This window comes from Vibrio ponticus (assembly GCF_009938225.1).
Classification (GTDB): Bacteria; Pseudomonadota; Gammaproteobacteria; order Enterobacterales; family Vibrionaceae; genus Vibrio; species Vibrio ponticus.
In genome coordinates, this window is record NZ_AP019657.1 from 2,506,431 (window position 1) to 2,533,129 (window position 26,699).

The 26,699-nt window shown below is 44.1% G+C and carries 18 protein-coding genes; 9 read left to right on the forward strand and 9 right to left on the reverse strand.

The window, feature by feature from the left end:
* Positions 1–59 precede the first annotated feature (59 nt).
* The 4 genes from GZN30_RS11175 to GZN30_RS11190 form a co-directional block, all read right to left on the reverse strand.
* Entirely contained in the window at positions 60–1,436 is a 1,377-nt protein-coding gene (locus GZN30_RS11175; protein WP_075649753.1) for an NCS2 family permease, read from the reverse strand.
* Positions 1,437–1,737: 301 nt separating this feature from the next.
* On the reverse strand, positions 1,738–4,212 hold the full coding sequence (locus GZN30_RS11180) for a S8 family serine peptidase (protein WP_075649752.1): 2,475 nt from the start codon (positions 4,210–4,212) through the stop codon (positions 1,738–1,740).
* A gap of 65 nt (positions 4,213–4,277) precedes the next feature.
* Positions 4,278–6,275 carry a hypothetical protein gene (locus tag GZN30_RS11185; RefSeq protein ID WP_075649751.1) on the reverse strand — a complete coding sequence of 666 codons (1,998 nt, stop codon included), beginning with the start codon at positions 6,273–6,275 and terminating at the stop codon, positions 4,278–4,280.
* A 20-nt stretch (positions 6,276–6,295) separates the two neighbouring features.
* Positions 6,296–9,526, reverse strand: a complete 3,231-nt coding sequence (locus tag GZN30_RS11190) for a hypothetical protein (protein ID WP_075649750.1) — start codon at positions 9,524–9,526, stop codon at positions 6,296–6,298.
* A 344-nt stretch (positions 9,527–9,870) separates the two neighbouring features.
* On the opposite strand from GZN30_RS11190, the gene GZN30_RS11195 reads away from it, so the two are divergent.
* The 6 genes from GZN30_RS11195 (at position 9,871) to GZN30_RS11220 (ending at position 16,744) form a co-directional block, all read left to right on the forward strand.
* Complete coding sequence (locus GZN30_RS11195; protein WP_075649576.1) at positions 9,871–10,314, forward strand: exoribonuclease R; 444 nt, start codon at positions 9,871–9,873, stop codon at positions 10,312–10,314.
* Positions 10,315–10,671: 357 nt separating this feature from the next.
* Complete coding sequence (locus tag GZN30_RS11200; protein ID WP_075649577.1) at positions 10,672–11,742, forward strand: TRAP transporter substrate-binding protein; 1,071 nt, start codon at positions 10,672–10,674, stop codon at positions 11,740–11,742.
* A 538-nt stretch (positions 11,743–12,280) separates the two neighbouring features.
* Positions 12,281–14,233: a PTS mannitol transporter subunit IICBA gene (locus GZN30_RS11205; protein ID WP_075649578.1), complete on the forward strand. Its 1,953-nt coding sequence runs from the start codon at positions 12,281–12,283 to the stop codon at positions 14,231–14,233.
* Positions 14,234–14,337: 104 nt separating this feature from the next.
* Positions 14,338–15,486: a mannitol-1-phosphate 5-dehydrogenase gene (locus tag GZN30_RS11210; RefSeq protein WP_075649579.1), complete on the forward strand. Its 1,149-nt coding sequence runs from the start codon at positions 14,338–14,340 to the stop codon at positions 15,484–15,486.
* 45 nt (positions 15,487–15,531) lie between these two features.
* Complete coding sequence (locus tag GZN30_RS11215; RefSeq protein WP_075649580.1) at positions 15,532–16,062, forward strand: MltR family transcriptional regulator; 531 nt, start codon at positions 15,532–15,534, stop codon at positions 16,060–16,062.
* Between the two features lie 43 nt (positions 16,063–16,105).
* Entirely contained in the window at positions 16,106–16,744 is a 639-nt protein-coding gene (locus tag GZN30_RS11220; RefSeq protein WP_075649581.1) for an HAD family hydrolase, read from the forward strand.
* Between the two features lie 39 nt (positions 16,745–16,783).
* Here the strand turns inward: GZN30_RS11220 and GZN30_RS11225 are convergent, their stop codons facing one another.
* From GZN30_RS11225 to GZN30_RS11235, 3 genes are all read right to left on the reverse strand, one after another.
* Positions 16,784–17,899 (reverse strand): porin, encoded by a 1,116-nt coding sequence (locus GZN30_RS11225; protein ID WP_075649582.1) that lies wholly within the window; start codon positions 17,897–17,899, stop codon positions 16,784–16,786.
* 912 nt (positions 17,900–18,811) lie between these two features.
* The gene (gene glmS, locus GZN30_RS11230; protein ID WP_075649583.1) at positions 18,812–20,644 is read right to left on the reverse strand and encodes a glutamine--fructose-6-phosphate transaminase (isomerizing); all 1,833 of its coding nucleotides are present in this window, start codon (positions 20,642–20,644) and stop codon (positions 18,812–18,814) included.
* 59 nt (positions 20,645–20,703) lie between these two features.
* Positions 20,704–21,465: a DeoR/GlpR family DNA-binding transcription regulator gene (locus tag GZN30_RS11235; protein WP_075649584.1), complete on the reverse strand. Its 762-nt coding sequence runs from the start codon at positions 21,463–21,465 to the stop codon at positions 20,704–20,706.
* Positions 21,466–21,931: 466 nt separating this feature from the next.
* On the opposite strand from GZN30_RS11235, the gene pykF reads away from it, so the two are divergent.
* Positions 21,932–23,344, forward strand: coding sequence for a pyruvate kinase PykF (gene pykF, locus GZN30_RS11240; RefSeq protein ID WP_075649585.1), 1,413 nt, complete (start codon positions 21,932–21,934; stop codon positions 23,342–23,344).
* A 169-nt stretch (positions 23,345–23,513) separates the two neighbouring features.
* Positions 23,514–24,173, forward strand: a complete 660-nt coding sequence (locus tag GZN30_RS11245) for a GntR family transcriptional regulator (protein WP_075649586.1) — start codon at positions 23,514–23,516, stop codon at positions 24,171–24,173.
* Between the two features lie 25 nt (positions 24,174–24,198).
* Here GZN30_RS11245 and GZN30_RS11250 read toward each other — a convergent pair whose 3' ends face one another.
* The gene (locus tag GZN30_RS11250; protein ID WP_171972063.1) at positions 24,199–24,912 is read right to left on the reverse strand and encodes an oxidative stress defense protein; all 714 of its coding nucleotides are present in this window, start codon (positions 24,910–24,912) and stop codon (positions 24,199–24,201) included.
* Positions 24,913–24,991: 79 nt separating this feature from the next.
* Positions 24,992–25,888 (reverse strand): LysR family transcriptional regulator ArgP, encoded by an 897-nt coding sequence (locus GZN30_RS11255; RefSeq protein ID WP_075649588.1) that lies wholly within the window; start codon positions 25,886–25,888, stop codon positions 24,992–24,994.
* 121 nt (positions 25,889–26,009) lie between these two features.
* Between GZN30_RS11255 and GZN30_RS11260 the strand changes: the two genes are divergently transcribed.
* Positions 26,010–26,639: a LysE/ArgO family amino acid transporter gene (locus GZN30_RS11260; RefSeq protein ID WP_075649589.1), complete on the forward strand. Its 630-nt coding sequence runs from the start codon at positions 26,010–26,012 to the stop codon at positions 26,637–26,639.
* The last annotated feature ends 60 nt before the right edge of the window (positions 26,640–26,699 follow it).

Here is a 26,699-nt window from a genome sequence, read left to right on the forward strand (position 1 = left end):
TACAAAAAAGGCTGACGAAAGTCGTCAGCCTGAGATGATAGATATGAATAGTGGGTATCTTAGATCGCCCAGCCACCGGCGTAGAAGCCGACCAACACCAATGTCAGCAATACGATACCAAAGCTTAACTTCTTCCACTCACCCGCTACCACGCGACCGCAAACTAGGCACAAGAAGCCTAGCATAATACCGGTTACGATATTCGCAGTGAGTACGATAAACACCGCACAAACCAAACCTGATAGCGCATCAACTGAATCAGCAAAATCCAGCTTGCTCACGTTACTTAGCATTAGCAGACCCACATACATCAAAGCTGGCGCTGTCGCGTAACTTGGCACTAAGTAACTGATTGGTGAGATAAACAGTACCAGCAAGAACAGCAAACCAACGACTACCGCCGTTAAACCTGTTTTGCCACCAGCCGCTGTACCCGCAGCTGATTCAATGTATACCGCAGCAGGAGAACCACCGAAGAAGCCAGACGCGATACTGGCTACTGAATCAGAAGTAAGAGCTTTACCACCATCAATGATGTTGCCATCTTTATCCAGAAGGTTAGCTTGACCAGCTACCGCGCGAATCGTACCTGTTGCATCAAAGATCGCCGTCATCACTAGCGCAAGCACACTTGGTAAAACCAGTGGGCTGAATGCGCCCATGATGTCCATAGTGCCAAATAGCGAGCTTTCACCACCAAAAGAAGGCATCGCGAATAACCCTTGGTATTGCACGTTTGGATCAAAGATCAAACCAAACCCAGAGATTGCGATGATCACCAATAGAATACCGCCCGGCACTCGGCGTTTTTCTAAACCAAAAATTGCCGCTAAACCTAGCACTGACATAATCACTGGTAGCGAGGTGAAATCACCAAACTTAACCGGTAGACCCGCCGCCGCATTTTTCTCAACCAAGCCAACACCATTGGCTGCAATCAGTAGTAGAAATAGACCAATACCGATACCTGTACCATGCGCGATGCCTGTTGGCAGGTGGGTCAAAATCCACTGACGAAGACCGGTTACCGTAATAGCGGTAAACACCACGCCCATCAAAAATACCGCACCAAGTGCGACAGGAATCGAAACGCCTTGCCCCAATACCAAGCTAAATGCAGTAAATGCAGTTAAAGAAATAGCACAACCAATCGCCATCGGTAGGTTTGCCCAAAAACCCATAAGTAGCGAACCAAACGCAGCAACTAAACAGGTTGCAATGAAGACTGCACCTTGGTCAAAACCAGCCGCTCCCAGCATGCTCGGTACAACGATCACTGAATAAACCATTGCAAGGAAAGTCGTTAAGCCAGCCAGTACTTCTTGGCGAACGTTACTGCCGCGAGCAGTAATAGAGAAATACGAATCTAATTTACCTGCGCCAGTCGTAGGTCGATTTTCAATCTGTTGAACATCGGATGGAGTCTTGTCAGACATGGGAGTTCCTATTTACGTTTTTAGACCCAAATACCATCAGTGACATCAATTAAAAACAGCGAATAATTGATAACTGAATGGGAGGAAACAGGTCTGTAATGGCAATTTAACAAAGCTGCTAATTTTGGTTAAATAGCGGGAAAATTGCAGACCAGACTATTTAAAGGCGACGAAATTACCTGTAAATGAACGCAATGACAAGTGATTTAAACCTTTGCCGCAAACGTTACCGTAAAGAGCCGTATACAATTATACGGCTCTTTAACTGACAAATAAGAAACAACAGAGCAAGAAGAACGACTTACAAAATTTTGATCAATTGATCGAGCAGTTTACGCACAGCGCTCGTCAACTGAGGATGCTTTTCACTCAACTGAACTAAGCGCGGAGAATAGTCATAATAGAGATCAATCAGCCAATCTCCACCCGGAAGTTTACTCAGGACTTCATCTCTGAATTTTCTCAACTTATTTATCTTACTCGGTTGATTAGCATAAATTTTAGAAGCCACAAAACAACGCGAGTCACTCGAGGCTTGCGCTATCGGCGCCGAAATTTTCGGCTGAATAACGAACGTCTCTTTATCTTGTGCCTCAACTTGTAGATTCAGCTGTTTACCTGAACGACTCACAACCTGCCAGGTGGTTGAACTTGCTGCCGCTATCTCAACATCGATATTATCGAACATATAGTAAGAGCCTTCGATGGTTAGAGAGATTAAGTAAGGTGACTGTCGTGGTGTTGCTGTAATTGCGATTTTTTGCTCGCCCATTTCAGAGACGCTTACAACATCAGCCTGATCAGTAGAGACTTTGATATTAGCCCCTTGAGTGCTGCGTAATACCCAATCCTGCGTTTCTACCACTCGATAAGTGAGCGTCGACAAATACGCATTATTGATTAACGTAAACGACCACTCTCCAACTTCACTGGTATCAAGTTGAATTTGACTACCACTCAAACTTATTACCTTTCCATCAGGATCATCCACTAATTGATAGTTCGCTGAACTATCCAAATCAAGCAACATCTCGGCGGTCGTATTCAGAGGTATATCGGCAAAGGCTCTCACCATTGTTGGTGCAAATAGGTTGCCGGACTCTACTTCACCACTGTATGAGGAGAAAACGTCAATCGGAGACTGCTCATCAAACTGGTACTGATAATTGGCGCGCACTCGATAGCGCACCGATTGATTCTCATCCAGCTCAATACTCAGTTGATTGTTTGGGGCAACAACGGTTGCAATAGTCGTGAATCGACCATTTTTAAATTCTTGTATTTCATAACTGTGCGCCCAGATACTGCCACGCCAATCTAGTAGTAACTGTTGATCATGAGAAGATAACTTAACTTCGCTTGGGGCTATCAGTTCACTTTGATACGGATACGAAACGAGTAATTCACCATTGCTTCCATAACCCTGAAAGTAGCCATAAGGCAGTTCTGAATACTCAAATTCAACTCGTTCAGCGGTAGCTAGTGTAGTGGTGAGCGCCCACTCACTTTCATCTGCAAGCGCTGGTCTAAACGACCAATTAGTCACTTGGTCTAACAATATTCCCGACAGAGTAATTTGGGTGACTGATGTATCTACGCTGACAATTGAGGTGGGGATGCTGCCCAACGTTATCGCGCCTATAGCATCTAAACGCCCCTGCGCATTAACTTTGCCAATCAGACTTCGTTCGGGTTTGACCGAATTCAACAATTTGGCATTTATTTGTGTTGCTGATAAGTGGCTATCTTGCTGCCAAAGCATCGCAGCGACACTACTGACGATAGGTGCTGCCATTGAAGTACCAGAGAGAACTTGGGTTTGCTCATCTGGATATAAACTCAAAATATCCGTCCCACTAGCCGCAATATCGACCAATGTGTAGCTGTAGTTACTGGATGGATTTAGTCGATTGCTAGAACTATCCCAGTTAGCAACCGCTAACATACCATCAAGTTGAACTGAGTAGTTAGCTGGATAAACGCGGGCGTTCTCATTATTACTGCCACTATTCCCAGCAGCTGCGATTTGTACTATTCCACGCTGATTGGCATCAAATAAGACATCACGAAGAGCGATAGATTCACTACTGGTCACCCAGGAATGATTGATGATATCTGCGCCGGCATCAATTGCCCATTGGATCGCTTCAATGCTGTCAGAGATCGTACCGTTACCATAGTCACCTAAAAAACGAATCGGGATCACGCTAGCACTAACACAAGCCCCTTCCACCTGACCTAAATCACTACTAAACTCGCTACTGATGATCCCCGTCACATGAGTACCATGACCATACCTATCATCCACTGACGGATTATGATCAATCACGCTTTTAGCTTGTTCAAAATAAGTATTCCCCCAGCCAGTGTGTTGTTCATCAACCCCGGAATCTATCACTGCGATCTTCACTTGGTCGCACTGCCTTTCAATTGCGCTTAACGCTGCAATGCCATCCTCCAGCAAGTGGTCATTCACACTGACACTGCTTGTCGTCGCAATATCGCCCGTTGAAATGGCTGGAGCGCGCTCTAAGTAACTCACTCTAGCACCGGTACGATTGACAAGCTCACTAGGCGAAGGTGACTCAACTAATACGTCTCCATTTAAAAAGCGATAGATGACTCGGCTCTCGAGCTGGGAGAGTTGATTGTGTGTGAGCAGATCATTGGCAGGGATGCGTACTAGCCAAGGTGCATCATTTGCCTGCGAGAGGGGAGCGAATGAAAACAACATAGCAGCGACGAGAGGTAGGGTCTGGGTACCACGGAAAATCACAGAAAATCCTTTTACTGTATTTATATAAAAAAAAGCCCCATTACTATGGGGCTCATTCACTGCGATTACTCTATACCAACCTCTGCGTTGGTTTCTAGGTTCATCGCCAATTGAGAGGCGGTTAATGTGACTGGTTGCACACACATAGTAACGTCTTCGCTATGTGTCCATGGCGTCACTGTTGGTGCTGCTGAAACATTACAATCGACGGTATATTCATACTCTTCCGTCTGTTCACTCCAGCCACCACTGAAGCTGCAATATTGACTATTCTCAACGTAAGCACCCGCTTCAAACAGCTCTAACACTCCATCGCCATTAAAGTCAGCGACAGTGGTAATTTCGTCTTCGACGATAGCCAAACGATCCAAGATTAACGCTTTCTCTTCATCACTATCGTATTGACCATTTATGATGCGTTCTCTTTCAAGTTCAATATCACTAAACACCCCACCTTCTGCGACTAGTTCGTTAAAGGAACCTGCAACCCAACGTTGATTTACCTCATCCCATAGATACTGATTACTAAAGCTTGTCGAACCATATTCAAAGGTATGACAGTTATCTTCCGCTGGACGACTCACCAACCCAGCTTCAACTGCGATCTCATTTAAGCTAGCATCAAGATAAGGCGTAGGCGCAATCGGTTCTCCTCGGCTAGCTTCATAACCCCAACTGTAGCTACCTTGCACTTCAATTAGACTGCCCACGATAGTTGAGCCATCTTGTAACTCTAACCTCTGACCTTGTAAGTCATTAAAAACATTGTGCCAGTGGTCGCCACTTTCACTATAAAAAGAAATATAAGCGATCTCCATATCTTGGTACTCAGCCCAAGCATTACCATCCCAGTATCCCGGGTTATAGTAATGGTCTAAGTTGTACCAATTCCCTAATTCACTCTCTTCAACATCATACAAACCAAATCTAATGTGGCTAAAATGATTAGTCACTGCTTGTGTCGTTTCATCAAAAGTGGTTGTACCGACAAACAATGCTCCTAATGACAAGCCATATTGATCACCTTCGGCAGCATACTCTTGTAACAGGTAGCCAAGTTCGGTGTAAAGGCGGTTCCAACCGGTATAAGGCCAAGGGCCACCGTTCTCAAAGATGACGTCAGTATCCTCGATTCGCGGCAAAAGATTAAACTCATCATTTCCGTCAACTATGCGGAAGATTGGCTGATACAAGCTTGATAATTGAAATGCTTCTAAGTCACTTGGTGACCAAGTTGCATATTCAGCTTGTTCAGGTGTAATCCCCAACACTGCGCGCACCTCGTAATCACTGATCTCTAGTTGATTGGTATTTTTATTTGAAGACTCTGCAAGTGGCGCAGGATAAGTCAAAGCTGTAGGCAAATGAATACCTTTGATCGCCCCAGTAATACCAAGAGCTTCCGCAGCTGTTTGCACACCATCTTGAGTCCAATCCCAGTCAACTTGCGAAGCGGTATTCAATAATTGCAAGTTTAGTGGCGTTGTCGCTGTCCAGGTTGCTTCAACACCACGCAACTTCAAACTGTGGGAACCTTCACCTAAAGTGACATAGCTAACACTGGTTTCCTGCAGGTTACTCTCAGCATCGTAAAATGCTGCCTCTACTCGATACTTACCAGGATTGAGTTCAACACCTGTGGTTGGCGCAGCCGCATTTAAGTAAGCAGTTGTCGCGATAATACCTCGCGTTCCTACGCTCTGCAGCTCACTACAAGTCAGCTCTTGATCGCCGACATAATGCAGGTAATTATCATCTATCTCTGGCTCATAGTTGTACTCAAGACACGCTTCTAAGCCATCAACAGCTTGTTCCGCTTCATCGACACTACCAATATATTCGGTGTTGTAGAAACTCACTTGAATCTCTTGTGAATCACCAATCCAAGCCGCATCAACTTCGCTCTGAGGAAACTTAGCTCCCAGCGTCACTTTCGCTGGGGCTACGGCGTTGACTGATTCACTGCCTGTCGAGGCTTGATCTGACTCAGAATTACACCCTGCCAATAAACTTGCGGCTACCAAGCAAGCGCTTAATTTACTTAATCTAAACTCTCTATACATTTTTCAATTCCTTTCGAAAATTACTCGATCACGATTCCCACGTTGCCATCGAACTCCGTGATGGCAAATTCAACAGTTTGCTCATCCGACTGACCACTGCTGTCGGTAACAATAACGGTCGCTTGGTATTGCCCCAATGCAATCGTATTGGCTGGGATTTCTAACGTTTCTGTGTTTGAGGTATAAGGAAGATTTGGAGAGAAGCTCCATTCAAATGAAAGCTCTTGGTCAAAATCATCACTTGTTACCGCAGTAAAAGAGATCGCGGCACTATTTAACCCTTGACCATTTTGAGCTTGAGTTGCTGGCGTGACTGTAAATTCACGCAGTTGAGGAGGAAGATCCTCTACCACAACAATTTGATAGTCCACAGAGGTTGATTGCTGCTTCTCATCAGTAACCGAAACCATCGCTTGGTAAATACCAGGAGTAAGCTCCTGCGCGGCAAGCCTAATACTATGATTACTTTCGGTAGTGAAGTTAATCGCCGGTTCCATACTCCATTGAACGACAAGATCGTCTCTATCGGTGTAATCATCACTAGCCTGAACTGTCAAAACAAGATCTTGATTTGCACCTGACTCTGTTGCATGCAACTCTTGCGTAGAAGCTGTGATTACAGCACTTGGTGGAAGATCTTCACTGATTTCAAATGTTGTAGAAACCGTTGTTGCTTGGCCTCCTGTGCCCCCAATATTTTCATCGGTAATAACTGCACTTAAAGTAAATTCACCAACCGGAAGAGTGCCTTCGCCAATCGTAAACGCTAAGTTTTGTGCGTTTTCTGCCAGCGATAGCGTACTGGTGTAATCCGTTTCACTTGCATCTTGAAGTCGCCAAGAAACGATTAACTCTTCAGAAGATGTATAGTCATCCTCAATGGATAATAAGACACGAATCGCCTCTTCGTTGCGATCATCAACCTCACCAACTAATGATTTATTCAAACTAAGTTGAGCTTGCGGTGCAGAATCCGCCAATACAAGTACTTGTAACGATTCAGAGTCACTTGCCGCTTCATCATCTGTCACGGTAACAGTTATCGTTGCTGGTTGAGTCAATACGCTCGTGGTTAACTCATCCATTGCACAATTCGCCGTCGCACACTGTAAACCATCCCAACTATACGTAAGAGGATCACCATTACGGTCAATTGCTATGACTTCTAGTTGCGCATTCTGACTTTCGATCAATTCAAGTGTCTGACCAAGTTCAAAGAATTCGCCTTCTAAGTTAAAGCCAAGAATTCGCGGCGGTTGGTTATCTTCCGGAATTACCTCAAAATGAATGTTTTTTTGAGTCTGATTACCGCTTTCATCTTCAGCTAACACGGCAAATGAGTAATCGCCAGCAGCCGTAAAACTAAGTGTGGCTCGACGATTACCGCTCTCTTGCACAGCACATGTTTGCTCCGGTGTACAAGAGGTCGTAATTTCGACATCTTCACCCTCAGGGTCTTGGACGAACCACACCACACCTTCGGTACTATCTAATTTAATTGGTGCGCGTGAATTTCGCGATAATGTCACTACTGGCGCCTGATTCTCGCGTGTAATATCTAGCGTTAGAGGTGTATTCGGATCTGTGGCTATACCTGATTCATCGACATCGAAAGCAGTGACAACAATCTCTTCGTCACAAGGAATACTGCTCTGATATTGTCCATTTTGATCGGTATAGGTATAGCTTCTGTTTGAAGCGTGGTTAACACGAACGGAACGCCATGCGACTGGTGTTTCACCATCCCCTTCATAGACAGTACCAACAACTTCGCACTGGTTTGGCTCAAATAGCGAGTAATCAATCTCAGCACATTGTGACTCATTTAACTGAGCTGGTAGGGGGATTTCTTCACTTTGATATGTCTTAGAGTTAAACGCTGACACACTCCAACGAGATCCATCAAGTAGCTCTGCTTTGGACATTGTCGCTGTCGCCAAAGAAGTTGAGTAATTAACCACTCCATTATTAATGTACGCCCAATCATAACCACCATCTGGCATACGAATGTTCAAGTAACCATCAAAGCCACTCTTCTCTCCATATTGGATGTTACCTGTAAAACAAACGTCAAATAATTCAACTTCATTAAGCACAGGCCAATCTAAGTTAATCCATTGAACCCATTCATTTGCTTCGGTAATTTCAACTTTTACGAATAGAGACCCTGTATAACCTGAAAGAGCTAAACTGCCATCTTGATTAATGTAGCCAGAATCTACCGCAGTATCACCAGAACTATCGGTAACCAATAACCCATTGCCGACGTATTCCCAACCGCTGCTCGAACGATAAACATAAATTGGGATCTGAATCCCATCGACCGTCAAGTCAAAATCGCGTTCGAGAGTATTGTAAGAGCCATAAGGTACTCTGAAAGTGAATGAAGTTGACTCACCCGAAGCAGACTGTGTTTCGGATAAGGGAAGTGGTGAGCCAGTTTGATCGGTAAGATTAATTTGACTAAACGTTGATGAAATTAAGCGATATTCATCTTCTTGGACTGTATCTCGGTTGTAGTTAACGCCTTGACCTTGAGATTCTGTTTCTCCATAGCCACGAAACTCACCTGGGAAATTTTGAATATCTTGCGGGTTGCTCGAGTCGAAATGAGCTAATTCAGCATTAACCACCTCCACAGAATCCGATATACCAGATACTGGGATATTAACCGCGAGCGTCTCTTCCTCATCCGCAGCAGCAACGACATCACCAGCAGCAACTCGTTCTTTACCCGAACTTGAGCGCAATAGGGTAAGCTTTAATACTCTCTCACCAGAAGCCCCAATAGCAATATCATTCAGCTGTTCTCTTGTAACGCTAATTGAGTTTGCAACTTGAGTGAGCGAAATATTCGACGTTACAGAAACCTGACCATCCTGCAGCGTTATACGCTTTTCGGCATTAACAAATCTCTCTTTATTTACACTGATATGGACTTGATGTGCATCCGCGACATTTTCTGTTGGGATAGGTGATTGGTAAAATCCACTGTCATCTGTAATAACAATTGACTTAATTAACTCTTGCCCTTGAGAGTCTGTAATCACTATTTGAACTTCAACATTTGACAGACTGTTAGCACTGTCATCTGTAATTTGACCCGCGACAGTTTGTAATGCAGCCGATGCAGCTGACACCTGCTCTTGCGGAGCTTGATTTTCCTTACTACTACCGCCATCACCTCCTCCACAAGCAGTCAAACCACTTGCAAGTAAAGCGTAAAATAACGGTGATAATTTATGATTCATATCCTATCTTCCTGACATTTTGTATTGCCAGTACATTTTACAAATCAATAAATATATAATTATTTAATATTCAATAAATATGAAGAGTGACGATTTAATTTTTAAGTAATACCGATTACATTCAACTTATCTATTATGATTAAATTGTCACTTTCTTTTTATTTAGATATGACTCTCAATTATTTCCCCAAGCTAACAAATTACCATTAAATCAATAATGATAAAAAACAATCAATTCGTATAAATAAAATAAACTTAAGAACTAGGTTTATAATCTTTGTTTGGCTTCTTTCCTACTCATTAACCCGCTACAATGCCACCTCACTGAACATGAGATAACTACGATGCAGCAAGACTACAGCTTTAACTACTTATCGAACACGCCACGCGAAGAGTTGGAAGAACTCAGCCTGCGTTTGATTCACCGTCTCGTACCAGAAGAGTACATGAGTGAACTGTTTACATTTGATGGCGAAGAAACTGAATCAGAAGATAAGCTGCAAGAGGCGCAGTTGGACGCCATGCTGCGTCTAAACGCGATTGCATTAAGTCAGCTGCCTGCGCTATTCGAAGAGTCAGAAAATGCCGCACAAAATATTTTGCGTATGCAGCGTTTGGTGCTGTGGCATTTTTATGCGGTCTCATTTCGTCTTGAGCGTGCGATCCCACTGGAAGTACACTGTAATCATGTCGAAACGCTACTAAAGCAAAGCCCAGAAAATACGCTAGAGTGGGTAACCACATTGACAGATTTACTGCGCCAATACGCGCAGATTGCTCAAGCTTAAGCACCTCTTGTAAACCCGCCGCAATGCGGGTTTACTATTTCTGTTGCCTGACTTCAATGTCCCTTGATTTACCTATCAAACCCTAAAGCCGATGTTGCAAGCATGACTGGCATTCTCACCCCTGCCGTGATCAATATTAGAGAAATAAAAAAGCGATGATGAACTAGCCAGGTCTGAATTTGCGTGACGAACATCACAGCTAACTCTAGCTTCCACGATCACCTTCTGATAAGAGAAACAATAACCGAAGCTTATGCTATTTCGCGGACAATAAATGACCACACAGCACCTTGACCTCACTGTAAAAGAGCTATAACTCTAGCCGAGTTAAAGTAGTCAAAACAGGAAGTCATAATAATGAATAAATGGATTAAGAACGCACTGGCTAGCGTTGTCGCGGTGTCGTTCAGCTTCGGCTCGCTCAATGCACTCGCGCAAGAAAAAGTATATCGTTTAAAGCTCGCTGAGACATGGGGACCCAACACCCCTATCTTAGGTGACGCATCAAAAAACATGGTCAAACTGGCAGAAGAAATGTCGAATGGTCGTCTGCAAATTCGCATTGATTCGGCTAACAAACACAAAGCGCCACTTGGTGTATTTGATATGGTCAAATCTGGTCAATACGATCTGGGTCACTCAGCTTCTTATTACTGGAAAGGCAAAGTTCCCAACACCATGTACTTCTCAGCCATGCCTTTTGGCATGATGTCGACCGAGCAATATGCTTGGTTCTATCACGGTGGCGGGATGGAATTAATGCAAGAGGTTTATGCCCCGCATAACTTACTGTCATTCCCGGGCGGTAACTCTGATATTCAAATGGGTGGCTGGTTTCAAAAAGAGATCAAGAGTATCGATGATCTAAAAGGTCTTAAGATCCGCATTCCTGGCTTTGCGGGCGAGGTCATGGCTCGTGTCGGCGCTAAGCCAACCAATATCGCTCCAGGTGAGCTCTATACTTCTTTAGAGCGTGGCACTATCGACGCGCTTGAGTGGGTTGGTCCTGCTTTTGATCTACGAATGGGATTCCAAAAAGTCGCGCCCTACTACTATACCGCATGGCATGAACCGGGCTCAGAAACTCAATTCTTAGTCAATAAAAAGGTGTGGGAGAAGCTTCCTAGTGACTTGCAAGTGATCCTAGAAACCGCCTTCCGCGTTGCTGCATTTGATATGTACACTCAAGCGATTGATGCCAATGCTAATAGCTGGGCTTCAATGAGTGAAGAGTATCCAGACATTAAGGTGATGGACTTCCCGCCTGAAGTCATCGAACGTCTGAACCAAGAAAAAGAAAACCTATTGAATGAATTTGCCGCCAAAGATCCTTTAGCAAAACGCATTATCGAATCTCAGCGCCAATACTTAAGCAAGGTTCGCCCATGGACAGACATTTCAACCAAGGCTTACCTAAATAGTAATTAAGCGCATTCAATCGACCACTTAAGACCGCTAGTCTCTATATCCCATCAGGGTGTCAGATAGAGGCTAGCTACCTCTTTGGGGGTATCACAGCCCTACTTCAACCTCAAGCCTCAATCTGTCATTAAGTTTCAAAACAAATGCAAATGCGAGACGTGTCACACTCAACCCTCTAACACCCCAAAACCAAAATCAAACACAGATCACACTTAGTGTTATTTTGATGATCAAATAAAGTAGCAAGATGACACAGATCACATTTAATCTTAATGTTAAATATTTTATTTCGAGATATTGATCGCTTAATTGTTGTTGACTTTTTGACCGCGCGAATTTTGTCAAAAAATTACAGCTAAGAAGCTTGAAAGAGATCACGCAAAAATCATTTGATCGCGCAATTTTCTTGGAGATGATCACGAAAAACCCGTTGACGGTTCTAAACTGAAATGGTGTGGTAAATTGATTGGGTACTAAGCAATCAGCGGCTTTTGGCGAGCCGTTACTTAAACAATTTCATCAGAACGTCGAACGGGGAATCCTTATGATATCACCAGACACTAAGATCAAGATACAAAATTTTGGTCGCTTCCTATCCAATATGGTTATGCCCAACATTGGCGCGTTCATCGCGTGGGGCTTTATTACTGCACTCTTTATCCCAACTGGCTGGCTACCTAATGAAACGTTAGCCTCGATGGTTGGTCCGATGATCACTTACCTTCTACCGCTACTCATTGGCTACACGGGTGGTAAACTGGTGGGTGGCGATCGCGGTGCTGTCGTGGGTGCCATCACAACGATGGGCGTGATTGTCGGTACCGATATTCCAATGTTTATGGGAGCGATGATGGTCGGTCCTATGGGTGGCTGGGCGATCAAGAAATTCGACAACTATATCGATGGTAAAGTGAAAAGCGGCTTTGAGATGCTGGTTAACAACTTCTCAGCAGGCATCATCGGTATGATCTGTGCGATCTTCGCTTTCTACCTGATTGGTCCGTTTGTGAAGATCCTCTCTGGTGGTCTGGCAGCAGGCGTAAACTTCCTAGTATCGGCACACCTGCTTCCACTGACTTCTATTTTTGTTGAACCGGCGAAAATCCTGTTCCTAAACAATGCGATTAACCACGGCATCTTCTCGCCACTGGGCATTCAGCAAGCATCAGAAACTGGTCAATCTATCTTTTTCTTAATTGAAGCAAACCCAGGTCCTGGTCTAGGCATCCTATTGGCTTACATGGTGTTCGGCAAAGGTACAGCTCGTCAAACGGCTGGTGGTGCTTCGATCATCCATTTCTTTGGTGGTATTCACGAAATCTACTTCCCATACATCTTAATGAATCCTCGCCTAATTTTGGCAGCGATTGCAGGTGGTATGACAGGTGTATTTGTTTTAACAGTGTTTAACGCAGGTATCGTTTCTCCAGCATCACCAGGTTCAATCTTCGCGATTCTACTGATGACGCAAAAAGGCTCAATTGTGGGTGTACTTGCTTCAATTTTCTCTGCAACAGCCGTCTCTTTTGCGGTCGCTGCACTACTCATGAAAACTCAAACCACTACAGAAGAAGAGGGTGATGAGACTGCACTGGACAAAGCAACCAGCCAAATGCGTGAGATGAAATCAAGCGCAAAAGCGGGTAAAACTGTAGAGGCAAAGAGCAAAAACAATATCGATATGGCAACTGTACAAAGCATCATCGTCGCCTGTGATGCAGGCATGGGCTCAAGCGCAATGGGCGCCAGCATGTTGCGTAAAAAAGTCCAAGATGCGGGACTCACTATCCATGTCACTAACCTTGCCATCAACAATTTGCCAGAGAGCGTCGATATCGTGATTACTCATAAAGACCTAACCGATCGTGCTCGTAAGCACGCACCGAATGCCATGCATATTTCGCTAACTAACTTCCTCGATAGCGAGATGTATAACCAGCTAGTGACTAAACTGCTAGCAGCGCAAAAACAAACCGCCGCGAACGATGACCAATTAGTAAAAGTGTCGGTGCTTGCCGCGAATGACGACAGCTTTGAGCCACAACAACCGTCTGTATTTCAGATTCAAGCAGAAAATATTCATCTAGGATTGCAAGCTGCCAACAAGCAAGAAGCGATTCGCTTTGCTGGCAACAAGCTTGTGGAACTTGGCTATGCTGAACCGGAATATGTCGATGCGATGTTCGAGCGCGAGAAGATGGTTTCAACCTATTTAGGTGAGTCAATTGCGGTACCACACGGCACGATTGAAGCAAAAGACAAAGTAAAGAAAACCGGCATTGTGATTTGCCAATACCCAGCTGGTATTCAATTCACGGATGACCAAGATGATGTTGCAAAGCTAGTCATCGGCATTGCGGCGAAAAACGATGAACACATTCAAGTAATTACCACCATTACTAACGCACTCGATGAGCCTGACGCCATCGATACGCTCACCAGTACCACCGATGTGAATGAGATTTTGAACATTCTGTCTGGCACTAAAGCTGCGTAAACCAGCAAACAGGCGCTCCTGAGCGTCCCGAGGTCAACTGTCACCCCCTATGCGGTTGACCTCACCCTAAGCATGTCGTTAGTTAATTTATAGTAGGTAAGATTATGAAAAATGCAGTTCATTTTGGCGCAGGTAATATTGGTCGCGGTTTTATTGGTAAGCTACTCGCTGATGCCGATGTAGCAGTAACCTTTGCTGATGTTAACGAGCCATTGGTTGATCAAATCAGCCATAAACAAGAATACAAAGTAAAGGTAGTCGGCTCTGAGTGCAGTATCGACACGGTTACGCACGTTACGGCGGTGAACTCTGCGAGCGAAGATGTGATCAACCAAATCGTAACCACCGATATGGTCACCACGGCAGTGGGTCCAAATGTTTTAGACATTATTGCCAAAACTATCGCTAAGGGGATTGAGAAACGTCTCGCCTCTGGCAATATCAAGCCACTCAATATTATCGCCTGTGAGAATATGGTACGTGGTACCACTCACCTTAAAGGCGAAGTCTACAAATACTTAGATGAGCAACTTCATCCACAAGTAGATGAGCTAGTGGGTTTTGTTGACTCAGCGGTTGACCGCATCGTACCACCAGCGGATGCTGCCAACGATGACCCACTAGAAGTAACGGTGGAAAGCTTTAGCGAGTGGATTGTTGATGAACAGCAGTTTAAAGGTGAGATTCCAGAAATTAACGGCATGGAAAAGACCGATAATTTAATGGCGTTTGTCGAGCGAAAACTGTTTACTCTCAACACCGGTCACTGCATTACCGCGTATTTAGGTAATCTAAAAGGACACCGCACCATACGTGAAGCAATTGAAGATCCTGAAATTCACGCTGAAGTAAAACAAGCCATGTTTGAAAGTGGTGAGGTACTAATTCGTCGCTATGGCTTTGACCGCGAATTTCATGCTGCGTATATCGACAAAATTCTCTCGCGCTTTGCCAATCCCTACTTGGTCGACGAAGTGGATCGTGTTGGACGCCAGCCAATTCGCAAATTAGGCGCAAATGATAGATTAATTAAACCATTACTGGGTACAATTGAGTATGGCGTTGAAAATAAAACACTTTTAAAAGGTATCGCCGCGGCACTGAAATACACAAGTGACAGTGACCCGCAAGCCATTGAGCTCCAAACGGCTTTACAGCAACAGGGCGTGAAGAAAACTTTAGCACACTACACTGGCTTAGATGAAAACAGTGCTGAAGTCGCTCAAATTGACTCGCTATACCAACAACTATAACAACCAGGGGAGCTCGGCTCCCCCCATTAATTTTTAGATCAGTATATGGCAAATAGAATCAACGAAACCGAGATTATAGAACGGCTGAACAGCGCAGCTTCCGTGCGCGGATTCTTTGTTGCCGCCGTGGATGTATTTAACGACTCAATTGACGCGTTAATACAGCGTATTTTCCGCAAAGATAATTTCGCCGTGCAGTCGGTTGTTGGTCCGTTATTGCAAGACTCAGGACCATTAGGTGACCTATCGGTACGTTTAAAGCTTCTCTATGGATTAGGCGTATTGCCTGACGATGTCTATCACGATATCGATAGCATCATTAAGCTCAAGCACAAGCTCAACAGTGAAGAAAAGGATTTTGCTTTTACTGACCCGAAGGTTTTGGAAGCCATCAAGCAACTGCATTTGGTCAATAAAATGAGCATGGTGCAATTGGAGGTCAGTGAACCTGACGATGATATCGATCTTGAGTTTTATCAGCTGCAACTGCAACGACAACAACAAATAATAAAATCTGGGCTGTCATTGGCGATCGTTGGTATCTGCAATGAACTCGACAAAGAGAGCCCATTTTAATCCATCAGTTCAGCCTTCCTCCCTATATCTAGAGGAATCCATGATGTTAAAAGCAATATTATTCGATATGGATGGCTTGATCTTTGATACCGAAGCCATCTACAAACAAAGCTGGCAATATGCCGCTCAAGAGCAACAACTGTATTTGAGTGATGCGTTTTATCAGCGCTTTATTGGCGTGCAAGATCCCGACTGTGAGCAAATGCTCAGCCAGCACTTTGGCAAACAAATTGATATGGCGCGTTATATTAACGTTCGTAACCAACATTTTCACCACCAGCGCCAAGCAGGGGTGGCGCTCAAACCGGGTTTTACTGAGCTACTGCATGCGATAAAACAACGTGGCTTAGCCACGGCAATTGTCACCTCCTCAAGGCGAGCAGAAGTGGAATTTAACTTCGCCCCCACCCCTTACCTCTCACAGTTTGATTTGATCATCAGCGCTGAAGATGTTGCACTGGGTAAGCCTCACCCAGATTGCTATTTGCTCGCCTGCCAGCGTTTGGGATTCGCTGCTAATGAATGCTTAGTACTAGAAGATTCCAACAACGGTATTCGAGCTGCGCTTGCGGCAGGATGCCAAGCCATCATGATCCCCGACTTACTCCCCCCAGATCCTGAGTTAGTCAGTGATATCGCCATCTGCGACTCTCTCACCGAGGTGATCGAACGACTTAATTAGCAAAATGGGTCTCCTCTGAGACCCATTTTTGTATTGCGCTTAGAACGCGTAAATCACTGTAATACCTGATAGGGTATCGTCCTGCTTACCGATGGTAGCGTCGAAATCTTCTTCAACCTTTCTCACTTCCCCTGAGATGATGAAGTTAGGTGTCGCATGGTAACTCAAACCAAAAGAGTAAATACTGCGATCACCATTAGCCACCGTGTCATCAAAATCTACGTTTGATAGATAAACATATGGGCGTAAACCGATATCAAAGTAATATTCAGCAAACAGATCCATACCTGTCGCATCAGCATAATTATTATCACTGTAAGCTAATAAGCCTGTCTCATATGCTTTAGTGCCATCAGTAAACGCCGCCGCCACTTTAAATGCTTCATACGAGTACTTCACTGCAACTGTTGTGAGTTTTTGTTCATCACTTGCATCTAGGTTCTTCAGAGGATTGCCGGTCGTCGTCTCAACTTTGTTAACCAAGTGTGTGGCACCAACACTTAGACCAAAATCAAAATCGTAGCTTACCGCCACTGCATAATTTGACTCTCGAGCCAACTTATCACTCCCCGGAGCCGTCAGGTTGCCACCCGGTGAGTTTTCTTTAAAACCATACTGTGCTGACAGATTTAAGTTCTCAAAGCTATTACGGTAAGTGACTAGGTCATCACCACGAGCCGTTCCAAGGAAGCCTCCATCTTTGCCATCACTAAAGATTGGCGTTGCATCTGGATCGAATACAATCAAGTTATCCATATAACCCGCCACGTCATGGTAGGCTGAGTACTGTTTACCAAAACGCAAGCTACCATAGTCTTCATGATGCACAGAGAAATAACCTAAACGAGTACGGAATTGGTCATCAGATTTACTGCCAGTCTTATCCGTCGGCGCGCTAGTCAAGTTATCCCATTCAAACTTTACATCGCCGGACCAACCGTGGTTAAACTGATGTTGAATACCAAAACCTAAAGTACTGCGGCTAGTACTGAAATCATGATCTTCAAATACATGTACTGGCTGCCAGTAATCCATTAAAAACGCACCAGAGATGTCAACACTGGTGGTATCGTTCTTAAATACATTCACAGCAAATGCTTGGCTTGATACCACTAAACTAGATAATAAAATAACTTTCTTATTATTAAATTTCATTTCACGCTCCAATATTGGATATAGTTATTCGCCCCATCCATACGGACGGGTTATTTTAGGCAGTAGAGTTCGAACTAAAATTAATTAGCTTAAATTACTTAACCTTAACTAATGCACTCTTTAGATATAAATGGCAATGGAGTTTATAAAGAGAGATTAAAAATAGATTTTGTAAATCATGAGGGTCCCATAGCAAATGATACTAGGGATATACCCAAACAACTTGGAGGTGTAGGTAGGCGACAAAGGAACAAAGCCTATGAGCATAGATTTACTATGTGATGAGGTTTGTGAGTGCCAGTCAACACCGCTACAACTTCAAGTAGGACGGGTATAAAAGACTAGATATGAAGGCAAGATGGTAGGATAGAAAGTTTAAAATCAAAGGTATACCAAGCTCTGTAACCCTTTAACCCCAATCGCCTTGATTTAAATATAGACTTCATTTCTTTTCTCACTACTAATTAAAATTAATTCGACCGAGCAATAATCAAACAAAAAACTTATTAATCGAACAGAATTAATAGTTAAGTGTGATCCTTATCTTTTCACCAAAATTAAAACATTCTATTTATCACAGTTTTATTAAACTGCATATTCAACCAGACACAGAATTCATTTTTATTGTTTAGACAAGTTTTAATAAACTCTTTAGGCAAAAAAATATTTCGATAATTAAATTAATATAATTTTAATATCATTTTAACGGTCATAATTTGCAGCTATCATTTACAGATAAATCGCCGTATCGCTCAATATGTTTAACCGAGTGAACAATATCAACAAACTAGGCGCGCCTTTTCGTAAAGAAACACGCCTAGACGCTGACGTTACAATGGTTTCAATACAATAAAAAAGCCCCCACTGACACAACATCAGTGGAGGCTTAAACTAATTTAATTCGGTGAATTATTATTCTACCGTCACCGCTTTCGCTAAGTTACGAGGTTGGTCTACGTCGGTACCTTTAATCAAAGCAACATAGTAAGAAAGTAGCTGCATTGGAATGGTGTAGTAAATTGGCGCAGTAATGTCGCTGACGTGTGGCATGGTGATGATCTTCATCGTTTCATCTGCCGCAAAGCCCGCATTCGCATCGGCAAATACGTAGAGAAGACCGCCGCGTGCGCGCACCTCTTCGATATTCGATTTTAGCTTCTCAAGCAGATCATTACTTGGTGCAACGACCACGACTGGCATATCGGCATCAATCAGCGCTAAAGGACCATGTTTCAGCTCACCCGCTGCGTAGGCTTCAGCGTGGATATAAGAAATCTCTTTCAACTTAAGTGATGCTTCCATCGCAATTGGGTAGAACTCACCGCGACCAAGGAACAGCGTATGATGCTTATCGGCAAAATCTTCAGCTAATGCTTCAATCTCTTTCTCAAACGACAATGCTTGGTTGATTTGATTTGGCAAAGCATGCAGCGCTTCAACAATTTCACGCTCACGCGCTTGATCAATACGACCTTGCTGTTTGCCTAATGCCGTTACCAGCATCAACAGCGCTGATAATTGGGTAGTAAAGGCTTTGGTTGACGCCACACCAATTTCTACACCTGCACGAGTCATAAAAGCAAAATCAGATTCACGCACCAAAGAAGAGCCCGCCACGTTACAGATGGTCATTGCTGCCATGTAACCTTTTTCTTTTGCCAGGCGCAACGCCGCAAGCGTATCCGCGGTTTCACCGGATTGTGATAAGGTGATCAACAAGCTATTTGGACGAGTCACAAACTTGCGGTAACGGAACTCAGAAGCGATTTCGACATCACAGCTCACCCCTGCGATATCTTCAAACCAGTAGCGTGCCACCATACCCGCATTGTAAGAAGTACCACAGGCAACAATCTGCACGTGCTCAACTTTATTTAAGATCTCAGCCGCTTTCACGCCAATCGCATTGGTCACGACCGAATCCGCCGTAATGCGCCCTTCCATCGTGTTGATCAGCGCGGTTGGCTGCTCGTAGATCTCTTTTTGCATGAAGTGGCGGTATTTACCTTTATCACCTGCGTCGTGCTCAGCATTCGATTCAATAATCTCACGCTCCACTTGCTCGCCATTGCTGGCAAATACTTTTACCTCACGACGGGTAATCTCTGCCACATCGCCCTCTTCAAGGTACATAAAGCGACGTGTCACATTAAGCAGCGCAAGTTGATCAGAGGCTAAGAAGTTCTCGCCAACACCAAAGCCGACCACAATTGGGCTGCCTGAACGCGCTACAACTAAACGGCTTGGATCTTTACGATCCATGACCACGGTGCCATAAGCCCCCTCTAGTTTCTTCGCGGTGTTTTGCAACGCTTCAAGAAGCGAAGAAGCGGAACGCAGTTCCCACTCAACTAGGTGTGCAATCACTTCAGTGTCTGTTTGAGACTCAAACACATAACCGCGCTCACGTAGCACTGCGCGTAGCTCTTCATGGTTTTCAATAATGCCGTTATGTACCACAGTGATATCACCTGAAATATGTGGATGAGCATTAATTTCAGAAGGTTCACCATGCGTCGCCCAACGGGTGTGTGCGATACCGGTCCCGCCAGCAACTTGCGCACTCTCGACTGCATCTGCTAGCTCTTTCACTTTGCCCAAACGGCGCAGACGAGTCAGGTTTGACTGGCTATCAACCACCGCCACACCTGCCGAGTCATAGCCACGATATTCTAAGCGTTTAAGTCCTTCGACCAGAATTTCTGCTACATCTCGTTGCGCTACGGCACCTACGATTCCGCACATAAAGTTTCTCCGATTTTTTATGTTTCCAAAGGGCAGCAAGCAAAGGCCCTAAATTTTATTTACGCAAGAATGACTCTTACGCCCTGTGATTCAATTTGTTGCTGGTATTCTGGGGAGAGATCTTGGTTGGTAATCAAGACATCGATCACATCCCAGCTCAGTTCTAAGTTAGGGATCTTACGCGCCACTTTTTCCGACTCGACCATGACGATCACTTCGCGTGATACTTCCGCCATTACCTTACTTAGCCCTACAAGTTCATTAAAAGTGGTTGTGCCACGCTCTAGGTCAACGCCGTCAGCACCGATAAATAACTGATCGAAGTCATACGATCGTAGTACACTTTCAGCGACCTGACCTTGGAAGGACTCTGAATGCGCATCCCAAGTGCCGCCTGTCATCAGCAAATGAGGTTCACTTTCCAATTCATTAAGCGCATTGGCGACACTTAAAGAGTTGGTCATCACCACTAAGCCACGCTTACCATTTAACTGCTGGATCAATGCAGCGGTCGTGCTGCCACTGTCGATAACAATCCGGTTGTGATCGCGAATTAACCCAGCGGCGGCAATTGCCAACTCAATCTTACGAACCGAAACTTTTCCATCCAATTCTTCGCTGACAACTTCCGAAGGGAGCGCAATTGCACCACCATAACGGCGCAATAATTGACCGTTTTTCTCTAGTGAAGCGAGATCCTTTCTAATGGTGACTTCTGAGGTTTCAAATTTGATCGAAAGCTCTTCTACACTGACCTCACCTTTAGTGTTCACTAAGGCAGAAATGGCGTGTCTTCTTAGTTGTGTGTTTCGTTTTGACATTATCAGTCTGATTTTAAGTTTCGTTTCGTAATTTATTATAATCACTTCGAAACTTATTCGTCCATTTATTTTGAAGCAAAAAATTAATATTTAGAGAGAAAACCTTGTCCTAAGACAATTCTTAAGCAGTGATATTGATTTGATTCGGTGGTAGAATTCGCAACCGAAAAGAAAAAAAATTACAGAATTCGGCAATTTTTTTGCAATCAAAGGTGGGTAAAGTGGTGAAAATCGCAAAAAAACCCGCTTTTATGAAGTCAGAATGGTCATAAAATGACTAAATTCGATAAAAGACTTTCAAAACTGGAGCAAACACAGAAGGCGTAACTACACTGATTACTTACAGGCACAAAATGTAATGATCAGCATTTGCTTCAGAGGCGAAAGTGTCCAGAAAACTGCCTGACACTTTCACAAGACTAGGTTTGAAATTGTAACTATATTTATTTACCGGAGAGTATCTTCCATGAAAAAGACCAAAATCGTATGTACGATTGGCCCTAAAACTGAATCAGTAGAGAAGCTAACTGAACTTGTAAACGCTGGCATGAACGTAATGCGTCTAAACTTCTCTCACGGTGACTACGCAGAACACGGCACTCGTATCGATAACTTCCGTAAAGTAATGGAAGTAACTGGTAAGCAACTGGCTATCCTTCTAGATACTAAAGGTCCAGAAATCCGTACTATCAAACTAGAAGGCGGCAACGACGTTGATCTAGTAGCTGGTCAAGAATTCACTTTCACAACTGATACTTCAGTTGTAGGTAACAAAGAAACTGTAGCAGTAACTTACGCAGGTTTCGCACAAGACCTTTCTGCAGGTAACACTATCCTAGTAGACGACGGTCTAATCGAGATGGAAGTTATCTCTACTACTGACACTGAAGTTAAGTGTAAAGTTCTTAACAACGGCGCACTAGGCGAAAACAAAGGTGTTAACCTTCCTGGCGTTTCTGTTCAACTTCCAGCTCTATCTGAAAAAGATAAGAACGACCTTAAATTCGGTTGTGAGCAAGGCGTTGACTTCGTTGCTGCATCTTTCATCCGTAAAGCATCTGACGTTAAAGAGATCCGTGAAATCCTAACGGCAAACGGCGGCGCAGACATCCAAATCATCTCTAAGATCGAAAACCAAGAAGGTGTTGATAACTTCGACGAGATCCTAGAACTTTCTGACGGTATCATGGTTGCTCGTGGTGACCTAGGTGTTGAAATCCCAGCTGAAGAAGTAATCTTCGCTCAGAAGATGATGATCGAAAAATGTAACCGTGCACGTAAAGTAGTTATCACTGCTACTCAAATGCTAGATTCTATGATCAACAACCCACGCCCAACTCGTGCAGAAGCGGGTGACGTTGCGAACGCAATCATGGACGGTACTGACGCAGTAATGCTTTCTGGTGAAACTGCTAAAGGTAAATACCCAGTTGAAGCGGTATCTATCATGGCTCAAATCGCGAACCGTACTGACTCTGCTCTAAAAGCTGAGCTAGGTTCTCGTCTAGACAGCCCACGTCTACGCATCACTGAAGCAGTATGTAAAGGCGCTGTAGACACTGCTGAGAAACTAGCTGCTCCACTAATCATCGTTGCAACTGAAGGCGGCAAATCTGCTCGTTCAGTACGTAAGTACTTCCCAACAGCAAGCATCGTTGCACTAACAACTAACCCTAAGACTGCTGCACAGCTAGTTCTAACTAAAGGTGTTCGTCCAGTTCTTGTTGACTCAATCGACAGCACTGATGATTTCTACAAAAACGGTAAAGAGTACGCTCTAACTTCTGGTTTTGGTAAGAAAGGCGACATCGTAGTAATGGTTTCTGGTGCTCTAGTAGCTTCTGGTACAACTAACACTGCATCTGTACACGTTTTATAATTTTAAAATGTACAGCTACAAATAAACAAAAAGGGGGCTATGCCCCCTTTTTTTATATACCTGCTTGCCACCCTATTCACCTCGCTGTATATTCGCGCGAAAGTACTCCGTACCGTTAAATCAGATTCAAGGTTGAAGTAGCTCTGATTGCTATAGCGAGGATTGTATAGTGCCAAGTCCAACATTAACTGATAAAGTCGCTAAGATGATTCGTCACGACATCTTAGTCGGAAATTTTGCTCCAAGTGAAAAGCTTGTTGTCGCTGATCTCAAGACCCGATATGACGTAGGTGCATCGCCGATACGCGAAGCACTGGTTCAGCTTTCTTGGTCTAAATTTGTGGTAGTTGAGCCACAAAAAGGCTGCTGGGTCGCCCCTATCTCAGCCAGCGAACTCACTGATCTACATGACAGTTTACGTGTCGTTTCCCCTGTTTTACTCAAACAAGCCATTACTTATGGGGATGAAAGCTGGGAGCTAGAATTGCTTACGGCTTACCATAAGCTATCACGTATGAAGACCATGCAAGATGAATATGAATGGTTAGAGTGGCAAGATCGCTTATTCCATTTCCATCACTGCCTACTGAATGCGGCAAGCTCAAAGATCATGCTTTCTTTCTTTACTGAGCTGTTGACTCAACTGCAGCGTTATCAATTCCATGCGATTAATAACGGCTTGAATATCTGCAATCTTAATGTGGATGAATATGAGTCGATCGTTAAATGCGTACTGGCTAAAGACACTGATAATGCAGTACAAAAATACGAGCAGTACGTATCGAGCATGGTTCTGCAACTGGACCAAGCGGTTAGCCCAGCTGCATAAACATCATTACTTTTCGGCTTGAGGATCACTCCTCAAGTCGATATACCACATCCACACGATCGCGAATCACAATGGTTGAATCCTGATAGCCATTCGATTCTGACTTCATATCCATACTCATTGCACGCATTAATACAGGTCGTGTGCTCGGCGAGTTGTAATTAATCTGCCACACCTTACCTAAATCTTGTTCAAAGCCTTTCGCCAATGACTGCGCTTTCGCTTTGGCATCATTGATGGCTGCCATGCGCGCCTGTTGCTGATACTTGGCTTCATCTTTTACTTTCAGCGTAATGTTATCAACTTGGTTGATGCCTGAACTTAATGCAATATCAAGGTAACGATTAAGGTTTTCTAATTCGTCTACGGTTACCGTAATTGTGCGGCTCGCGCGATAACCGACTAACTCAGCCTGCCCTTTTTTCGGGTAGTGGTATTGAGGCGAGATGTAAAGGTTAGTGCTAGCAATGTCATCAGCTGTCACCCCTTGCTTTTTCAGTTGAGCTAGAAAAGCGGCCACCGCTTTATCAACGCCCTGCTTAGCTTGTTCGGCAGTCATTGTGGTTTCAACCACTTGTACCGAAAACTCCGCCATATCTGGCTTAGCAACCACTTCACCGTACCCAGAAGTCGACAAATGTGGAAAGCTCAACTCATTTGCCATTGCGCCAAAACTTAAACTGGTTGAAAGTGCAATCACAGCCAAAGATAACTTATTCATCTCAATCACCTTATTCATATAGTTGACCAATACATAATAAGTAAATATCACTCGTTAACCAGTCAACTACGATGAAAATGACACAAAACTAACTGTGTCAACTTGGCAATATTTCGCGTGAATGAGTGATGATCGCATCAGAGATCGCTTTGAGTAGACCGGTTTCCAGCTGCCAGTGATGCCAATAAATCCGCTGAGAAAGAAAGAAACCTGGGGTGATATCCACCAGCGCCCCCGTTGCCAACTCATCTTCAATCTGTAATTTAGGGATCAGGCAATAAGCCACACCAGACAACGCCAATTTGACAAACGCCTCTGAACTGCGCACGGTGTGCTTGAGAATACTGCCTTTCGGCAAGTTAAAGTGCTGATGCAAGAAACGGTCATTCATATCATCATGGTGATCAAACGCCAGTGTCGGCGCTTTGAGCAGCGATTCTCGATTCACGCCAGCAGCAAAATAGTGTTGATAAAATTCCGGGCTGGCGACACACAGATAATCGACTCGACCAAGGTAGTCCGCATCACAGCCAGGGATCGACTGCGACTCTAAACTAATCGCACCTGCTACTTCACCACCCTTGAGTTTTTCTAACGTGCGTCCTTCATCATCGACCACTAAATTTAGTGCCACGCGTTCTCGTTTTAAAAGCAGTGTCAGTGCCGGAAGCAGCCAAGTCGCCAAACTATCCGCATTGGTGGCTATAGACAATTCTAAAGGGGTAAAAGTGGCATCATTGTGCAACTCAGGAACCAATTCGCTTTCAAGTAAGCGCACTCGACGATAAAGACCTAATAGCTTTTTTCCGACGGGAGTTGGACGCGGTGGTTGCTCACGAATTAAGGCTGGCTGTGCGAGAAATTTCTCCAACTGTTTTATCCGCTGAGAAACGGCAGATTGTGAAATAAACAACTGCTCTGCCGCATGTTCAAAGCTGCCAAATTGCACTATTGCATCCAGTGCTTCTATCCATTTGTAATCTAAACCGCGCATGCCTTTCCTTGTTGTTAACCTTATAAGCAAAACTTATATTACATTAAAATCATTAAATATACTTATTTTACTATTGCCGTTATCTTCGCTGCAGATTTGATGTCACTTTGGAGAGAAAACAGTGAATTTTTGGGTGTTATTACAAGGGTTTGGACTTGGCGCAACGATGATTATTCCCATCGGTGCTCAGAATGCGTATGTACTTAACCAAGGCATCAAACGCCAGCATCATCTCACCACCGCGATTACCTGTAGCATTCTAGATACGATTTTTATTTCTCTCGGCATCTTTGGTGGTGGCGCGCTATTGTCACAAAACGAATTGCTGCTCAATTTAGTAACACTCGGCGGTATTGCGTTTCTTTCGATCTATGGCGCTTTAGCGCTTAAAAGTGCTTTTCGCGATCCTGCGAAACAAGAGCAAGCCCAACATGTATTGGCGCGCGGTCGCCGCACCGTGATCTTAGGTGCAATGGCAGTAACCATTCTTAACCCGCATCTTTACTTAGATACGGTGGTGATTCTTGGCTCAATTGGCGGGCAATTTGAAGGGCAAGATAGAATCTCATTTGCGATTGGAACCATCATGGCATCCTTTGCTTGGTTCTATACTTTGTCAATTGGCGCCGCAAAATTAGGACCAACGTTGTCCAAACCAAAAGTGAAAAAAGGCATCGATATTTTGGTCGCAACCATGATGTTTACGATAGCGACAGTGCTTGCCAATGAGTTAATCAGTAAGTATTACTAATCGAGCACTCATTACCCCACATAGAAATGCACACATAAAAAAGCGAGACCGATTAGAGCC

What these genes read in the sequence shown, in the direction of transcription:
- glmS (WP_075649583.1), bottom strand. Translation starts at nt 20,644, where the DNA reads ATGTGCGGAATCGTAGGTGCCGTAGCGCAACGAGATGTAGCAGAAATT.
- pykF (WP_075649585.1), top strand. Translation starts at nt 21,932, where the DNA reads ATGAAAAAGACCAAAATCGTATGTACGATTGGCCCTAAAACTGAATCA.
- GZN30_RS11185 (WP_075649751.1), bottom strand. Translation starts at nt 6,275, where the DNA reads ATGTATAGAGAGTTTAGATTAAGTAAATTAAGCGCTTGCTTGGTAGCC.
- GZN30_RS11255 (WP_075649588.1), bottom strand. Translation starts at nt 25,888, where the DNA reads ATGCGCGGTTTAGATTACAAATGGATAGAAGCACTGGATGCAATAGTG.
- GZN30_RS11195 (WP_075649576.1), top strand. Translation starts at nt 9,871, where the DNA reads ATGCAGCAAGACTACAGCTTTAACTACTTATCGAACACGCCACGCGAA.
- GZN30_RS11190 (WP_075649750.1), bottom strand. Translation starts at nt 9,526, where the DNA reads ATGAATCATAAATTATCACCGTTATTTTACGCTTTACTTGCAAGTGGT.
- GZN30_RS11225 (WP_075649582.1), bottom strand. Translation starts at nt 17,899, where the DNA reads ATGAAATTTAATAATAAGAAAGTTATTTTATTATCTAGTTTAGTGGTA.
- GZN30_RS11215 (WP_075649580.1), top strand. Translation starts at nt 15,532, where the DNA reads ATGGCAAATAGAATCAACGAAACCGAGATTATAGAACGGCTGAACAGC.
- GZN30_RS11220 (WP_075649581.1), top strand. Translation starts at nt 16,106, where the DNA reads ATGTTAAAAGCAATATTATTCGATATGGATGGCTTGATCTTTGATACC.
- GZN30_RS11235 (WP_075649584.1), bottom strand. Translation starts at nt 21,465, where the DNA reads ATGTCAAAACGAAACACACAACTAAGAAGACACGCCATTTCTGCCTTA.
- GZN30_RS11210 (WP_075649579.1), top strand. Translation starts at nt 14,338, where the DNA reads ATGAAAAATGCAGTTCATTTTGGCGCAGGTAATATTGGTCGCGGTTTT.
- GZN30_RS11200 (WP_075649577.1), top strand. Translation starts at nt 10,672, where the DNA reads ATGAATAAATGGATTAAGAACGCACTGGCTAGCGTTGTCGCGGTGTCG.
- GZN30_RS11205 (WP_075649578.1), top strand. Translation starts at nt 12,281, where the DNA reads ATGATATCACCAGACACTAAGATCAAGATACAAAATTTTGGTCGCTTC.
- GZN30_RS11175 (WP_075649753.1), bottom strand. Translation starts at nt 1,436, where the DNA reads ATGTCTGACAAGACTCCATCCGATGTTCAACAGATTGAAAATCGACCT.
- GZN30_RS11250 (WP_171972063.1), bottom strand. Translation starts at nt 24,912, where the DNA reads ATGAATAAGGTGATTGAGATGAATAAGTTATCTTTGGCTGTGATTGCA.